General features: G+C 62.4%; 10 protein-coding genes. 3 read left to right on the plus strand and 7 right to left on the minus strand.

What is annotated here, in order from left to right; genetic code table 11:
- Positions 1-90 precede the first annotated feature (90 nt).
- Entirely contained in the window at positions 91-1,383 is a 1,293-nt protein-coding gene (locus WIR04_RS06435) for a hypothetical protein (RefSeq protein ID WP_338891343.1), read from the minus strand.
- Between the two features lie 296 nt (positions 1,384-1,679).
- Here WIR04_RS06435 and WIR04_RS06440 point away from each other — a divergent pair, with 296 nt between their 5' ends.
- The 3 genes from WIR04_RS06440 to WIR04_RS06450 all read left to right on the plus strand — a co-directional run bounded on the left by WIR04_RS06440 (position 1,680) and on the right by WIR04_RS06450 (position 4,636).
- Positions 1,680-2,918: a uracil-xanthine permease family protein gene (locus WIR04_RS06440; protein ID WP_338891345.1), complete on the plus strand. Its 1,239-nt coding sequence runs from the start codon at positions 1,680-1,682 to the stop codon at positions 2,916-2,918.
- Between the two features lie 157 nt (positions 2,919-3,075).
- Entirely contained in the window at positions 3,076-3,816 is a 741-nt protein-coding gene (locus WIR04_RS06445) for a dienelactone hydrolase family protein (RefSeq protein ID WP_338891347.1), read from the plus strand.
- A 253-nt stretch (positions 3,817-4,069) separates the two neighbouring features.
- Positions 4,070-4,636 carry a YSC84-related protein gene (locus tag WIR04_RS06450; RefSeq protein WP_338891349.1) on the plus strand — a complete coding sequence of 189 codons (567 nt, stop codon included), beginning with the start codon at positions 4,070-4,072 and terminating at the stop codon, positions 4,634-4,636.
- A gap of 71 nt (positions 4,637-4,707) precedes the next feature.
- Here WIR04_RS06450 and WIR04_RS06455 read toward each other — a convergent pair whose 3' ends face one another.
- The 6 genes from WIR04_RS06455 to purB form a co-directional block, all read right to left on the minus strand.
- A complete protein-coding gene (locus WIR04_RS06455) occupies positions 4,708-5,718 on the minus strand; it encodes a beta-propeller fold lactonase family protein (RefSeq protein ID WP_338891351.1) in 1,011 nt (336 codons plus the stop codon).
- 97 nt (positions 5,719-5,815) lie between these two features.
- Positions 5,816-6,424, minus strand: coding sequence for a LysE family translocator (locus tag WIR04_RS06460; protein WP_338891353.1), 609 nt, complete (start codon positions 6,422-6,424; stop codon positions 5,816-5,818).
- 131 nt (positions 6,425-6,555) lie between these two features.
- The gene (gene mscK / locus WIR04_RS06465; RefSeq protein WP_307764243.1) at positions 6,556-9,876 is read right to left on the minus strand and encodes a mechanosensitive channel MscK; all 3,321 of its coding nucleotides are present in this window, start codon (positions 9,874-9,876) and stop codon (positions 6,556-6,558) included.
- A gap of 149 nt (positions 9,877-10,025) precedes the next feature.
- Complete coding sequence (pykF, locus tag WIR04_RS06470) at positions 10,026-11,438, minus strand: pyruvate kinase PykF (protein ID WP_025327713.1); 1,413 nt, start codon at positions 11,436-11,438, stop codon at positions 10,026-10,028.
- A gap of 379 nt (positions 11,439-11,817) precedes the next feature.
- Positions 11,818-12,948 carry a cupin domain-containing protein gene (locus WIR04_RS06475; protein WP_025327712.1) on the minus strand — a complete coding sequence of 377 codons (1,131 nt, stop codon included), beginning with the start codon at positions 12,946-12,948 and terminating at the stop codon, positions 11,818-11,820.
- A gap of 152 nt (positions 12,949-13,100) precedes the next feature.
- On the minus strand, positions 13,101-14,471 hold the full coding sequence (gene purB, locus WIR04_RS06480; RefSeq protein ID WP_338891357.1) for an adenylosuccinate lyase: 1,371 nt from the start codon (positions 14,469-14,471) through the stop codon (positions 13,101-13,103).
- Between the last annotated feature and the right edge of the window lie 34 nt (positions 14,472-14,505).

Consider the following 14,505-nt stretch of genomic DNA (forward strand, 5'->3'; position numbering starts at 1 on the left):
GCCTGATGCCCGCGCGGATAAAATGAAAGAGGGTGGCCCTGGCCACCCTCTTCTTGTTGACCCAGCCACGCCGGCGCGGGCCGCCACCACTCAAGGCTGAGTGGGCGGTGGCAGCAGGCTGTCATCGACGCTGCCGTCACCCCTGAGCTTGTTGCCATTGGCGTCGACGGCGTCCCTGCCGTTGTCATCGACGCTGCCGTCACCTCTTAGCTTGTTGCCGTTGGCGTCGACGGCGTCCACGCCGTTGTCGTCCACACTGCCATCGCCCCTGAGCTTGTTGCCATTGGCGTCTACGGCGTCCACGCCGTTGTCATCGATGCTGCCATCACCTCTTAGCTTGTTGCCGTTGGCATCGACGGCATCCACGCCGTTGTCATCGATGCTGCCGTCACCTCTCAACTTGTTGCCGTTGGCATCGACACCACTGTCATCCACCCGGCCACCGGCATGACGCTCCCCGCCGGCATGCCTGTCGCCACCGCCGTGGCGATCGCCGCCGGCATGCTCACCCTGGCCATGGTCATCGCCGCCGTGACCACTGTCGTCACCCCCATTGTTTCCACTGTGGCTACTATTGCCGCCACCGCCGCTATTGTTTCCAGAATGGCTACTATTGTCCCCGCCACTGTGGCCGCCGCCTCCGCTGCCACTGTTGCTGCCACCTCCACCGCTATTGCCGCCCCCGCTGGCACTGTTGCCGCCGCCTCCACCGCCACTATTGCCGCCTCCGCCACTATTGCCACCCCCGCTGCCACTGTTGCCGCCGTCCCCCCCTTTGTTGTGAACGATCAGCGAGTTGGCGATATAGCTGTGGCTGCCGTCCAGAATGAGGTTGAACAGCGCCGTGGTGGGCGGGCTGTCGACCCAGTAGAGAGACTCGACCAGCAGCTCGGCGGGCTGGGCCGCCAGCGCCAGGTTGCCAGTGAGCGCGACCGCTGCCGGTCCGCACAGGATGCGCATGCCGGTAAAGAGCGGCTGCACCGCCAGGGTGGGTTGCTCGGCGCGGGTCATGGCGGGCGAGATGGCCACCCAGCCGCGGGTGCTCAAGAAGGGGTGCTCGGCGGTAAAGAAGGGGGGCAGATGATTGAGCCCGTAAAGTCTCCGGTTGCCCAGGATGACGCGCTCGACCGCCAGGATCCGGTTGATCTGGCCATGTTGATCCCGCACCTGTTCACCGGCCTGCAGCGTTTCGATGGGGCGCTCGCTGCCATCGGCCATCTGGATGCGGGTGCCGGCGACGAAGCAGGACTTGGCATGGGCCTGGTTCGGCTGCCATTGATGGTGGTCGAAGTCATAGCTGAAGGGGGTGGCAAACAGGGCCAGGGCGATGGCCGATCCCACCAGCAGTCGGCGCTGGCTGGGTTTGAACGAGGGCAGTGACATGGGTAGCTCCTTGTCTGGCTGGATTCACGCAGTCAAGTATAGAGGAGCACCCCGCTGAAACCCTTGCCATGCTATCTCGCCAGAAAAACGATTGGCGTCGGCTACAAAAGTGCGTAAAATCGCATACTCGATGCTTGTAGCAACGAATCCCGCCTAAAAAGCCAGTTTCATGCCCTCCCCAAGCAGTAAAAGGTAACGAATGACGCCGAATGGCGCATCTCATGCCTTGAAAAAGTCTTGTGATGACTGAAAAGTGTCAATTATCCCTGTCAGTTATCAAAAAATTAAGGATACCCATGTTTTCCTTGGTCAAGCAAAGCGTCGCCGGGCTGCAAATTCTGTTTGTTGCCTTTGGTGCCATGGTTCTGGTGCCCCTGCTCACCGGATTGAACCCCTCCATGGCACTGCTTGGCGCCGGTGTAGGCACCCTGCTGTTCCAGCTCTGCACCCGTCGCCAGGTGCCGATCTTCCTCGGCTCCAGCTTCGCCTTCATCGCCCCCATCATCTATGCCACCCAGACCTGGGGCCTGCCCTCCACCATGTTCGGTCTGTTTGCCGCCGGTTTCATGTACTTCATCCTGGCGGCCCTCATTCGCGTGCGTGGCATGGGTTTCGTGCACAAGCTGCTGCCCCCTGTGGTGATTGGCCCGGTGATCATGGTGATCGGCCTGTCGGTGGCCCAGGTGGCCTGCAACATGGCCATGGGCCGTGCCGGGGCCGAGCAGGTGGTGGCGCCTGCCACAGCGCTGACCCTGGCGGGGATCTCCCTGGCGGTGACCCTGATCGCGGCCGTGTTCTGCAAGGGCTGGATCAAGCTCATCCCCATCCTCTCCGGCGTCATCGCCGGTTATGTGGCCGCCGTGCTGATGGGTCAGGTGAGTTTCGATGGCATGGTCAACGCCCCCTGGCTGGCGCTGCCCCACTTCGAGACCCCGGAGATCAACTGGGCCGCGGCGCTGTTCATGCTGCCGGTGGCCATCGCCCCCTGCATCGAACACATCGGCGGCGTGCTGGCCATCGGCGGTGTGACCGGCAAGGACTACACCAAGGATCCTGGCCTGCACCGCACCCTGGCCGGTGACGGCATCGGCGTCTGCTTCGCCGGTTTCATCGGTGGCCCTCCCGTCACCACCTATGCGGAAGTGACAGGCGCCGTGATGATCACCCGCAACTTCAACCCGGTCACCATGACCTGGGCCGCCGTGTTTGCCATCATTCTGGCCTTCTTCGGCAAGTTCAACGCCCTGCTCACCTCCATCCCCATGCCGGTGATGGGCGGCATCATGCTGCTGCTGTTCGGATCCATCGCCGCCATCGGTCTCAAGACCCTGGTGGAATCCAAGGTGGATCTGGGTCTGTCCCGCAACATCGCCATCGTCGCCGTGACCCTGACAGTGGGTGTCGGTGCCCTGGAGATGAAGATCGGTGACTTCGCCCTGGCCGGTGTCGGCCTGGCCTCGGTGGCCGCGATCCTGCTCAACCTCATCCTGCCCCAGCACTCCGAAGAGGGTGTCATGGCGTCGGCCAAGGACTGAGCGGACTGAGTGACGAGCCGTCAGCCAGAGCGATGACAGGAGGCCACCCTTGGGTGGTCTCCTGCTTTTGTGGCCTCCCGCCGCGAGAGCCTGGATCCATCGGGGCTCGGCCTGGCGACTACAATCAGTGGCGTTGTTCACAGTCAAGGAGACGAACATGAAGACGAGATGGATCCTGGCCCTGGTTGGGCTCATCTGGGGGGGCGCGGCCCAGGCCGGTGCGGTGCGCTACCAGGTCGACGGTCAGCCCTTCGAGGGATATTACCTGGCTGCCGCCGACAAGCAGGCACCCCTGGTGGTGCTGGTTCACGACTGGGACGGGCTGACGGATTACGAGGTCAAGCGGGCCGAGATGCTGGTGGCGCTCGGTTACAGCGTGTTCGCGGTGGACTTGTTCGGGGCAGGAATCAGACCGACCGCCGTGGAAGAGAGGAAGAAGCTCACCGGGGCGCTTTATCAGGACAGGACCAGGATGCGCAAGCTGTTGCAGGCAGGGCTCGCCGAGGCGGGCAGGCAGGGCGGCCGGCTCGACAATGCGGTGGCGATGGGTTACTGCTTCGGCGGCGCCGCCGTGCTGGAGCTGGCCCGCAGCGGTGCGGATCTCAAGGGGATCGTCAGCGTCCACGGGGGGCTGGAGACCCCGGCCGGTCAGAACTACGAGCAGACCAGGGCCAGCCTGCTGATCCAGCATGGCAGCGCGGATCAGGCGGTGTCGCTGGGCCAGTTCGCGGCCCTCATCACCGAGCTGGAGAGTGCCGGCATCAGGCATGAGGCGACCAGCTACAGCGGCGCCCCCCATGCCTTCAGCGTCTTTGGCTCGGACAACTACCGCGCCGATGCCGATGCCAAGTCCTGGCGGCGCTTCACCGAGTTTCTCGGCGAGGTGACCAAGGGGTAGGGCAGCCTCAGGTGGCGCAGCGGGATCATGCCATCGATAGCCCCTATGGCGGGGCCCCACGGCTTGCCGGCCGGGTCAGCAGAAGTTCAGTGACGCTGTTTATACTGACTCGATGAGGTACTTGTATCTGGCCAGTCCCCCCGGGACACCGGACGGTGAACGCTGATAACGGGTCACTGTGATGGCCTCTGACCCGATTCTGGATCGGGAGGCCCCCTCAGCCCCCGCACATGAGACACGAAGGAGTAATGACATGCGTCTATGGACTCATATTCTGGCCGTTCTGCTGCTGGTTGGTTGTGCCAAGGGAGATACCCCCGCCGAGCAACGCAGCCACATTCAACAGATGCGCCAGCAGACCCTCTCCACCCTGTATGGGCAGGATGCAGGCACCAGACAGGAGGTGGCAAGATCCAAGGGTTATGCCGTCTTCACCAATGTGAACAACAACCTGCTGGTACTGAGCGCCGGCAGTGGCTATGGGGTGCTCCGTGACAACCGCACCGGTCGCGACACCTACATGAAGATGGCGACCGCTGGCATGGGGATCGGCATGGGGATCAAGAAATTCCAGGCCGTGATCATCTTCAACGATGCCGCCGCCCTGGACAGATTCATCACCACAGGTTTCGATGCCAGCGCCCAGGCGGATCTGGCCGCCAAGTCGGCGGACGATGGCAAGGTGGTGGTCAGCGAGGCGGCCAATGCCGACTTCCAGAAGGTGAAGATGTACCAGCTTACCGAGAAGGGCGTGGCGGTGCAGGCCACCATGCAGGGCTACAAATACTGGCCGGACGATGATCTCAACGGCACCAGATAAGGCCCAGACCCAGGGGTCACTGCGCGGCGCTCATCAGAGCGCCGCGTGCATTTCTGCGGCCTTGAACCTCCCTAGGCGGGCTTGTCCAGCGCCAGCACCCTCACCCACATGGCCCCTTCCCCCACATGTTGGCGGGATGAGAGGCTGAGCTCCCCCGTCTGCGCCGCGATGCGATGCACGGACAGGCTGTGGGACTTTTGTCCGGTGGCGATCAGATAGTGGCCGCTGTGGTCGATGGCAAAACCACGGGGACAGGATTCGGTCGGGAAGTGGCCCAGCAGGGTCAGGGCGCCGTCTCCCTCATCGACCCCGAACAGGCTGAGCAGGCTGCTGGCCCGCTCGCTGGTGTAGAGAAAACGTCCATCCGGGGTCAGGTGGATGTCGGCCCCCCAGCGCTCTCCCTGATAACCCTCGGGCAGCATATCCAGGCTCTCCCGCGCGCCGATGCGACCATCCGCTTCCCTGTGGTAGCGGTTGAGGGTGGCATCGAGCTCATTGAGGCAGTAGATATCGCCGTTGGTGGGGTGCAGCGCCAGATGGCGGGGCCCGGCGCCTGGGGCGGTGTGGATGTCGCCGAGGGGATGGGGGCTCAGCTGACCATCCTCTCCCAGGGTGAAGCGGCGGATGAGGTCCTCCTTGAGGCAGGCCACCAGCAGCTCCTGATGACCCTGTTCCGTTGTCAGCAGGGTCACCGAGTGGGCGGCCATCAGCCGGTCGATGCGCTGGTGGGGCGCCAGCACTCGACCCGCGTCATCCATGGGCGAGACGCTGACATGGTCGAAGGCGTAGGAGGCGGCAAAGAAGAGGTGCCCTGTCCCATCGGTGCAGCTGTGGGAGGCGCTGCCATCGAGCGGCGCCGAGGAGGGCGATCCGAGCCGGCCATCCGCGGCTATGGGGTAGCTCAGCACCCGAAAGTCGGGGCGCACCCCCGCATAGAGCCAGGCCTTGTCCGGGCTGATGACCAGGGGCTGCACCTCGCCGCCGGTCTGGACTTGCTGCAGCGGGACCAGCTCGCCTTCTTCCAGTCGAAACACATGGATCAACCCGCTCACCGGGTTTGCCACATACACCACTTGTTCCATTGCACGCTCCAGAGAAAAAGAGTGCCCCGCGAGGGGCAGGGAGATAAGACATGGTCCCATGGATGGCGCCCGCCATCCACAGCCTCATGGCAACGCGTCAGGGCAGACTCAGGATCTCTTGTATGACGGGCACCACCGAGAGGGCAAGCAGGGCCGCCATGGCATGGTTGAACCGGCGGCGGGCGAGGGCATTGGTCAGCCAGCGTTTGAGCAGGGTGCCGCACAGGAGCCAGAGCCCGACGCAGGGGAAAGAGACGATAAAGAAGGTCAGGGCTATGGTCAGGTTCTGCTGGTAGAAGTCGGCCCCCGCGCTGGTGAAGGCGGCGATGGCGCCGGTAGCGACCACCCAGGCCTTGGCATTGACCCATTGGAACAGGGCGCCCTTGAGGAACCCCAGGGGGCGGGCAGAGGCGTCTCCCGTCACCTCGTCGGCGGAGCGGGCAATCAGCCAGGCGAGATAGAGCAGATAGAGGGTGCCCACGCACTTGATGACGAAGTGCAGGCTGGGGAAGAGGGTGAACAGCTGGCCGAAACCCAGTCCCACCAGCAACAGCATCAGAGTGAAGCCGACGCAGATCCCCATGAGCAGCGGCAGGCTGCGCCTGATCCCGAAGTTGGCGCCGGCGCTCATCACCATGATGTTGTTCGGTCCCGGGGTGACCGATGCCGAGATGGCAAAGAGCACCACGGCGTGGAGATAGTCCATGAAATCCTCGTGGGTGACATTCCGTTGTCTTCCCTATATTGGGGGCCTGCTCCCGCTTTCAAGTCCGGCTGCCCGGGTAAAAAAAAACAGGCTCCGATGAGGAGCCTGTTTGCGGGGGCAGGAGTTCGGCATCAGGCCGGCTTGCCACCATTGGGTGGCGGCAGGGCCGGGCGGGATTCTATCTTCTGCTCGTCCCCTTGCTTGTTCTTGATGTGAACGTCCATCTGGTTGAACGCGATGTCGATGCCGTGTTCACGGAACAGTACGTCTATCCGGCGGTTCAGCTCATCGATGGCCGGGTTGCGATCCCCGAGCTCGCTGACGAAGAAGCGCAGCTCGTGATCCAGGGTGCTGGGGCCGAAGGTGAGGAAGTAGACGATGGGAGCAGGGTCTTTCAAGACCCGGCTGTTCTCCGTGGCCGCCTGCATCAACAGCTTGCGGGTCAGCTCCAGATCCGAACCATAGGCCACCCCGACCCGGGCGATGACCCGGGTGACGGTATCGGACAGAGACCAGTTGATCAGCCGCTCTATCATCAGCTGCTGGTTCGGGATGATCACCTCCTTGCGGTCGAAGTCGGTGAGGGTGGTCGAGCGGATGCGGATCTTGTTGACCGTGCCCGAGATGGTGCCGATGGTGACCGTATCCCCGATCCGTACCGGGCGCTCGAACAGTATGATGATGCCCGAAATGAAGTTGGAGACGATCTGCTGCATGCCGAAACCGATACCGACCGAGAGGCCGGCGGCCAGCCACTGCAGCTTCTCCCACTGGACCCCCAGCATGGCCAGCGCGGTGAGCGAGCCCATCCCGATCAGCACATAGTTGAGCATGGTGGTGAAGGCGTAGGCGGTGCCCTGGGCGAGGCGCAGCTTGGAGAGCACCAGCACCTCCAGCAGGCCCGGCAGGTTGCGGGCCAGCGACAGGGCCGCCCCGAACAGGAAGAGGCCGGTCAGCACATCGCTCAGGCTGATGGGGTAGAGCACGGCGTTGGCACCAGTGCCCTCGCTCTTGTGCCACAGCACCACGCTGTCGAGGTAGGTGAAGACAGCCACCAGATCGGACCAGAGCCAGTAGAAGGCGACGCCGAACACCAGCAGCAGCATGATGCGGGTCAGACGCAGGGACTGCTGGCTGACCTCTTCCAGATCCATGGGCTGCTCTTCGATGGCCTCGCCCCCTTCCGCATCTTCCGAAGGCTTGTGCTCGCGCTTGGCGACGGCGCGGCGGTAGGCCAGACGGCGGGCCGCCAGCTCCAGACCACGCAGGGCGGTGCGATAGACCAGGCTCCAGATGATGATGAGGTAGAAGGATTCGATCAGGCGACCGGTCAGCTTCAGAGCGGTGTAGTAGTAGCCGAGGGCCGCCAGCACCATCAGGGCCACAGGCGCCAGCGCCAGGGCGACTGCCGTCATGGTCTGCAGCATGCTGGCCTCGCCCTTGATGCGGGCGCGGGAGATGGGCAGTACTAGGTAGGCGGTCAGCCCCAGCAGCAACATGGTCAGCGCCTGGCCGATGACGTCATTGCCAAGGGAGGAGGGTTCCACCACCGCCTTGGTCGAGAGCATGATGAGGGGCAGCAGGGGCAGCCAGAGGTAACGCATGCTGGTGCGCTTGGCCTGCAACTCGTCCCGCGGGATGCGGAAGTGGCTCTCGCCGATGCCGCCGGGGCGCATCACCGACAGGTAGACGCTGAACACCAGGTAGCCCAGTGCCAGATTCAGGGTGATCTGGAAGATGAGGCGCGGGCTCAGCAGGCCGCAATAGGCCAGCAGCAGGCCGGCGGCCAGGATGAAGAGGGTACCCGGCAGGCGCTGCAAAACGGTGTAGAGCAGGGCGCGCGGGGTGTGCCACTGGCTGTCTTGACGGAAGCGGCCGAGGTCCTTGGCGATCCGCTGCTGGCGCTTGACCAGGGTCGGGCGTTTCCACAGCAGCAGGCCACCCACCAGCAGCAGCGGGAAGGCGAGCAGGGAGACCGCCAGCAGCATGTCGCCCCAGCCTTGCCAATCCGGCTTGAGCACCCAGTCGGAGACCTGCTTGTAGGCATGGCCCGGCCAGTTGATGAACCACTTGCCATCGATGGGCTTGTTGCTGCTGACCCAGAAGATGTGCTGTTGCAGGGTGAATTCGATGGAGGCATAGATGCGCGTCAGCTGCTGCTGGGTGAGCTGCAGGCTGATGGCGTTGGTCAGCTGGGCATCCATCTGGCGGTTGAGCTGATCCAGCAGGCTGATGCGGGTGTCGATCAGCTTGACCAGGTTCGCCTTGTCCTCTTCGCTGACGGTCTCCCTGCTGTTGGCGATCAGGTTGTCCAGATATTGGCCCTTCTGGAACAGCTGATCCCGTTGCTGGCTCAGTTCAAACTGGGCCAGGTGCAGGTCGGCGATCTGCTCTTCCAGGTTCTTCACCAGGGTGGAGGGGGCGGCCTCCAGCTGCTGGTAGAGCTGATAGAGGATGCGTGACAGCAGCAGGTTGCCCTTGAGCATCTGCACCTGTTCGTTCAGGTTGCGCTCGGTCTGGGTGCCGCGCTCCAGCCAGCTCTTGGCCTGCAGGTTTTTCTGTGCGAGCAGGTTGAGGTTGGTGGTGGCGCTGATGAGCTGCTGGCTGAGCTGGTGGTTGATCTCCTGCTCTTTTTGCACCAGCGGATTGTCCTGGGTGGCGACCAGTTCACCGGTCTGCTCGGCGGCCTTCTCGGTGTCGCCGAGGCGCTTGGCGCTGCTCTGCTCCTGCAGGGCCTGCAGTTTCTGCTCTTCATGGGCGAGGCGCGCACTCTGATAGTCGCGCTGCTTGACCGCCAGATCCTGCATGCTGGTGCGGTTGTCCAGATCCTTTTGCAGGTTGGCCAGTTGCAGGTCCAGCAACGCCAGCTCGGTATTGAGCTTCATCTTCTCGGCGCTGCTCACGCCGTCCCCGGAGTTCAGGCGAGTGCGGATCTCCTGGCTGCGTTGATAGGCGCGGCTCATGTTGGCCTGGGCCCGCTCCGGCAGGGTTTGCAGGCTGGTGATCTGGCTGCCGATGGTGCCGAGGGCCTCCTGGGCATCCTGCATGTTGGCCAGCACTTCCGGCTGACGGCTCTCCAGCTCCGCCAGGCTCATGCTGGCGTATTCACTCTTGAGCTGCTCAGGACCCTTGTCCTGGGCCAGGGAGTCTATCTTGGCGCCTATCTCTTTCATTTCGCCGGGCAGGGAGCGTACCCGCTGTGTCAGCGCCTTGGCCTTGGCCTGCTCCTTCTCGATGCTGTCGAGCAGGGCTAGGGTATCGGTCAGCAACTTCTGATCCGCCTGCTGGCTGACGGTCAGGGTCTCTGACTTGCCGAGGGCATCGAGCGCCCGCTGTACTGTGGCGCGCTGGGGCAGATCCTGCGCCATGGCTTGGGGGGCGCAGAGGCTGATGAGTAAACAGAGCAGCGGCAACAGGGTGGCCGAGGCTCTTCTGAACTGTATTGAGGGCATAAAACGTCCGGGTGATTATGCGAGATTCGGGAGGTTTCCCACTGGGGGGAAATCCGCGTGGATTCTAGCACCGGCGCGAGAGAGGCAGCAGGGGGGGAGAGATAAAAAAAACGGCGCCCCAGGGCGCCGTTTTATCGGTTCAAGACGGATTAGAGTACGTGAACGGAGGCGGTGTTGGTGGTACCGCTCGGTACCAGGGCACCGGAGACCATGACGACCACGTCACCCTTCAGGCCCATGCCGCTTTGCAGTGCCGCTTCTTTGCCGATGCGATAGAAATCGTCGGTAGAGGCGATGCTGTCAACCACGTGAGCAACCACACCCTTGGTCAGGACCAGTTGGGCAGCAGTTTTCTTGTTGGTGGTGATGGCCAGGATCCAGGCTTTCGGGAAGTACTTGCGAATGGCCTTGGCAGACTTGCCGCCTTCGGTGGCAACCACGATCAGCGGGGCATCCAGCTTCTCGGAGGTCTCTACGGCGCCTTTACAGACGGCTTCGGTGATGCGCAGCTTGTTGCTGTCGTTGGCAGCAGACAGGTTGGACGGCATCACGGCGTCGGTACGCTCGCAGATGGTGGCCATGATGGTCACGGCTTCCAGCGGGTACTTGCCCTTGGCGGATTCGCCGGACAGCATGACGGCGTCGGTACCATCCAGGATGGCGTTCGCCACGTCACCGGCTTCGGCGCGGGTCGGACGCGGGTTCTTGATCATGGAATCCAGCATCTGGGTGGCGGTGATGACCACTTTACGTGCCTTGTTGCACTTGGTGATGATCATCTTCTGGGCGAAGATCACTTCTTCAACCGGAATTTCCACACCCATGTCGCCACGAGCAACCATGATGCCGTCGGAGACAGCCAGGATGTCGTCGAAGTTGTCCAGGCCTTCCTGGTTTTCGATCTTGGAGATGATCTGGATGTTCTCGCCACCGTGGGCCTTCAGGTGCTCACGGATTTCCAGCACGTCTTCTTTCTTGCGAATGAAGGAGGCGGCAACGAAGTCCACGCCCTGCTCGCAACCGAAGATGAGGTCACGCTTGTCTTTCTCGGCCAGGGCCGGCAGCTTGATGGAGACGCCCGGCAGGTTGACGCCCTTGTTCTCGCCCAGATCACCGTTGTTCAGCACCTTGCAGATGACTTCACGCTCGGTGATTTCGATGACGTCCAGACCGATCAGGCCGTCATCCACCAGGATGCGGTTGCCGACGCGCAGGTCGTTGGCGAAGCCGGCGTAGGTCACGGCGACTTTGTCTTTGTTGCCAACCACTGTCTGGTCGGTGGTGAAGGTGAAGGTCTGGCCGGCGACCAGAGAGACATCGTTGCCACCTTCCAGCTTCATGGTACGGATTTCCGGACCCTTGGTATCCAGCAGGATGGCTGCGTGCTTGCCGGTCTCGGCCATCACTTCACGCAGGTTGCGGATACGGGTGCCGTGCTCTTCGTAATCACCGTGAGAGAAGTTCAGGCGCATGACGTTCATGCCGGCGTCGAGCATCTTGCCGAGCATTTCTTTGGATTCGGTCTTGGGACCTATGGTGCAGACGATTTTGGTCTTTTTCATGTCAGTCTTCATGGTTAAGGAGTTTCCGCCGTGCAATATACACCAGTTTTTGGATACTTTTTATGATCCAGAAACAACGTTTTGAGCTAAAAACGCCTCAATTTGAAAGATAACGTTTTCGCTCACAGCTGATTTTAGGGGCTAAAATAATTGATTTTCCGCGAGTGAGGCCATTTGGTTCCCATTTTTCGCCCCCCCCGATGGTGTGCACCCATGTTGTTAAATGACAAACAAGGGATGAGACAGCCAGCGAGGGAACCTGGGCCCCTTTCCCCCTCTGGCCGTCACCCAGTGTAGTCATTGGTCCGCCACAACGCAGGGCGGGCCTCAGCGTCCGACCAGGCGCGTCGCCCACGCAGGCAGTGCCCCTGTTGCAGGCTTAGCCGAAGAACCAGTAACCGCGGTTGATGAGACGGGTCAGCAGCTGCAGGAAGCCGGCCTGATCGGCGAGTTCCACCATGTCGGCCTGGGTGATGATGTCCTTGTCGCACAAGAGCGAAATGGCGGCCGCATCTTCGCTTGGCAGGGTCCAGGCCTCGCCGTCGATGTAGCAGCTACGGCTCTCGCCGCTGAACCAGACAGAGCGCAGCCCCGGTACCTTGATGGCGGGCTCGCCCTGGGTCAGCAGATCGGCCACTTCCTCGGCGCTGTAGTCAGGCTCCATGGGGCTCACGTCCAGATCGTGCTTGGCCTCGGAGATCATGGTGCCAAACCACTCCTTGAACAGGGTCTCGTCATCCAGGGCCTGTTGCATCAGCTCGCGCAAGCGGTGCAGCTCGTGGGGCTGGATCTCGCCGTGACGGGCGCGGGGTTTGAGATCCGGGTCACCGTAACGCTCGGTGCGCAGATCGTTGTCGATCAGGTGATCGGCAAAGGACGAGATGAGCGCTTTTGCGTCCGGTGCGCGGAAACCCACGGAGAAGTTCAGGGAGGGCTCGATGGCGTAGCCCTCGTGGGGGAATCCGGGCGGGATGTAGAGGATGTCGCCCGGCTCCATGATGGCGTCGATGATCGCCTCGAACGGCTCGCAGTGCAGCAGGGCGGCGTGGGCGGCAAACTCCTCGAGGGGCTTGGCATCGCCGACCCGCCAGTGACGCTTGCCCTGGCCCTGGGTGATGAAGACGTCGTAGTTGTCGATGTGGGGGCCGACGCCACCGTGAGGGGTGGAGAAGCTCACCATCACATCGTCAAAGCGCCAGCCCGGGATGAACTGGAACGGCAGCGCCAGCTCGTGCACCTCGGGAGCCCAGTGGTTGCAGGCCTGCACCAGCACTGTCCAGTTCTCTTCCCCCAGGTGGTCGTATGACTCGAAGGGGCCGTGAGCCGCTTCCCATTTGCCGTCGAAACGGGTCACCAGGCGGGATTCGATGACCTCCTCCATGGCCAGGCCCGCCAGCTCGTCCGGGCTGATGGGATCCTGAAAGTCTTTGAAGCCACCCTTGATGAGGAGCGGGCGCTTCTGCCAGTAATGCTCGAGGAAGTGGGCAATATCCAGATTGAGTTCGTACATGGTGCTTCTCGTATCTTGTGAGAGATCTTGCCCAAACCTGGCTTGGGCAAGGGCTCTGAAATGGCCCGATGGCCTATGACGCTATCGAATGAGCCAAAATCAACGGGGGCCCTGCCGTCATGACAGGGCCCCCGCCGGTTCGGTTTAGCCGCTTACTTCAGCAGATCGACCAGACGCTGGGCCTGACCGAGGTAGTTGGCCGGGGTCAGCTTCTTCAGTTCGACCTTGACGGCCTCGGGCAGTTCCAGGGTATCGATGAAGGTGCGCATGCCTTCGGCATCCACACGGCGGCCACGGGTCAGCTCTTTGAGCTTCTCGTAGGGTTTCTCGATGCCGTAGCGGCGCATCACTGTCTGGATGGGCTCGGCCAGCACTTCCCAGTTGGCATCCAGATCGGCGGCCATGGCATCGCTGTTCGCTTCCAGCTTGGAGATCCCCTTGAGGGTCGCCTGATAGGCAATCAGGGAGTAACCCACGGCCACACCCAGGTTGCGCAGCACGGTCGAGTCGGTGAGATCACGCTGCCAGCGGGAGATGGGCAGCTTGCTCGCCAGGTGCTGGAACACGGCGTTGGCCAGCCCCAGGTTGCCTTCGGAGTTCTCGAAGTCGATGGGGTTGACCTTGTGCGGCATGGTGGAGGAGCCGATCTCGCCCGCGATAGTGCGCTGCTTGAAGTGACCCAGGGAGATGTAACCCCACACATCGCGGTCGAAGTCGATGAGGATGGTGTTGAAGCGGGCCATGGCGTCGAACAGCTCGGCGATGTAGTCGTGGGGCTCGATCTGGGTGGTGTAGGGGTTCCAGGTCAGGCCGAGGGAAGTCACGAACTCCTCGGAGAACTGGTGCCAGTCCACTTCAGGGTAAGCGCTCACGTGGGCGTTGTAGTTGCCCACGGCGCCGTTGATCTTGCCGAGGATCTCCACCGCCATGATCTGCTTGTACTGGCGCTCCAGGCGATAGGCGACGTTGGCCATCTCCTTGCCCATGGTGCTCGGGGTCGCCGGCTGGCCGTGGGTGCGTGACAGCAGCGGCATGTCGCGGTACTCGTGGGCCAGGCGCTTGAGCTCGCTGATGAGCTTCTCGCAATAAGGCTTGATGACCTCGTCCCGGGCGGTTTTCAGCATCAGACCGTGGGAGTTGTTGTTGATGTCTTCCGAGGTGCAGGCGAAGTGGATGAACTCAGCGACGGCGGCCAGCTCAGGGTTCACTTCCACCTTCTCTTTCAGGAAGTACTCCACCGCTTTCACATCATGGTTGGTGGTGCGCTCTATCTGCTTGATGCGCGCGGCGTCCGCTTCGTTGAAGTTCAGGACTATGCCGTCCAGCAGGGCGCTCGCGGCCGCACTCAGGGCAGGGACTTCCGGGATCCCGGCGTGGCTGGCCAGTTTTTGCAACCAGCGCACCTCGACTTCGACGCGAAAACGCAGCAGACCGAATTCGGAGAAGATGGGACGCAGGGCATCGGCCTTGTCGCCATAACGACCGTCAATCGGGGAAACAGCAGTCAGCGCGGACAGCTCCATGGGGTGAACTCCTGATGTGTGTGGGGGGTTAGAA

Source organism: Aeromonas rivipollensis (assembly GCF_037811135.1).
GTDB classification, from domain to species: Bacteria; Pseudomonadota; Gammaproteobacteria; order Enterobacterales; family Aeromonadaceae; genus Aeromonas; species Aeromonas rivipollensis.

What these genes read in the sequence shown, in the direction of transcription:
- purB (WP_338891357.1), bottom strand. Translation starts at nt 14,471, where the DNA reads ATGGAGCTGTCCGCGCTGACTGCTGTTTCCCCGATTGACGGTCGTTAT.
- WIR04_RS06460 (WP_338891353.1), bottom strand. Translation starts at nt 6,424, where the DNA reads ATGGACTATCTCCACGCCGTGGTGCTCTTTGCCATCTCGGCATCGGTC.
- WIR04_RS06450 (WP_338891349.1), top strand. Translation starts at nt 4,070, where the DNA reads ATGCGTCTATGGACTCATATTCTGGCCGTTCTGCTGCTGGTTGGTTGT.
- WIR04_RS06440 (WP_338891345.1), top strand. Translation starts at nt 1,680, where the DNA reads ATGTTTTCCTTGGTCAAGCAAAGCGTCGCCGGGCTGCAAATTCTGTTT.
- WIR04_RS06445 (WP_338891347.1), top strand. Translation starts at nt 3,076, where the DNA reads ATGAAGACGAGATGGATCCTGGCCCTGGTTGGGCTCATCTGGGGGGGC.
- pykF (WP_025327713.1), bottom strand. Translation starts at nt 11,438, where the DNA reads ATGAAAAAGACCAAAATCGTCTGCACCATAGGTCCCAAGACCGAATCC.
- WIR04_RS06475 (WP_025327712.1), bottom strand. Translation starts at nt 12,948, where the DNA reads ATGTACGAACTCAATCTGGATATTGCCCACTTCCTCGAGCATTACTGG.
- WIR04_RS06435 (WP_338891343.1), bottom strand. Translation starts at nt 1,383, where the DNA reads ATGTCACTGCCCTCGTTCAAACCCAGCCAGCGCCGACTGCTGGTGGGA.
- WIR04_RS06455 (WP_338891351.1), bottom strand. Translation starts at nt 5,718, where the DNA reads ATGGAACAAGTGGTGTATGTGGCAAACCCGGTGAGCGGGTTGATCCAT.
- mscK (WP_307764243.1), bottom strand. Translation starts at nt 9,876, where the DNA reads ATGCCCTCAATACAGTTCAGAAGAGCCTCGGCCACCCTGTTGCCGCTG.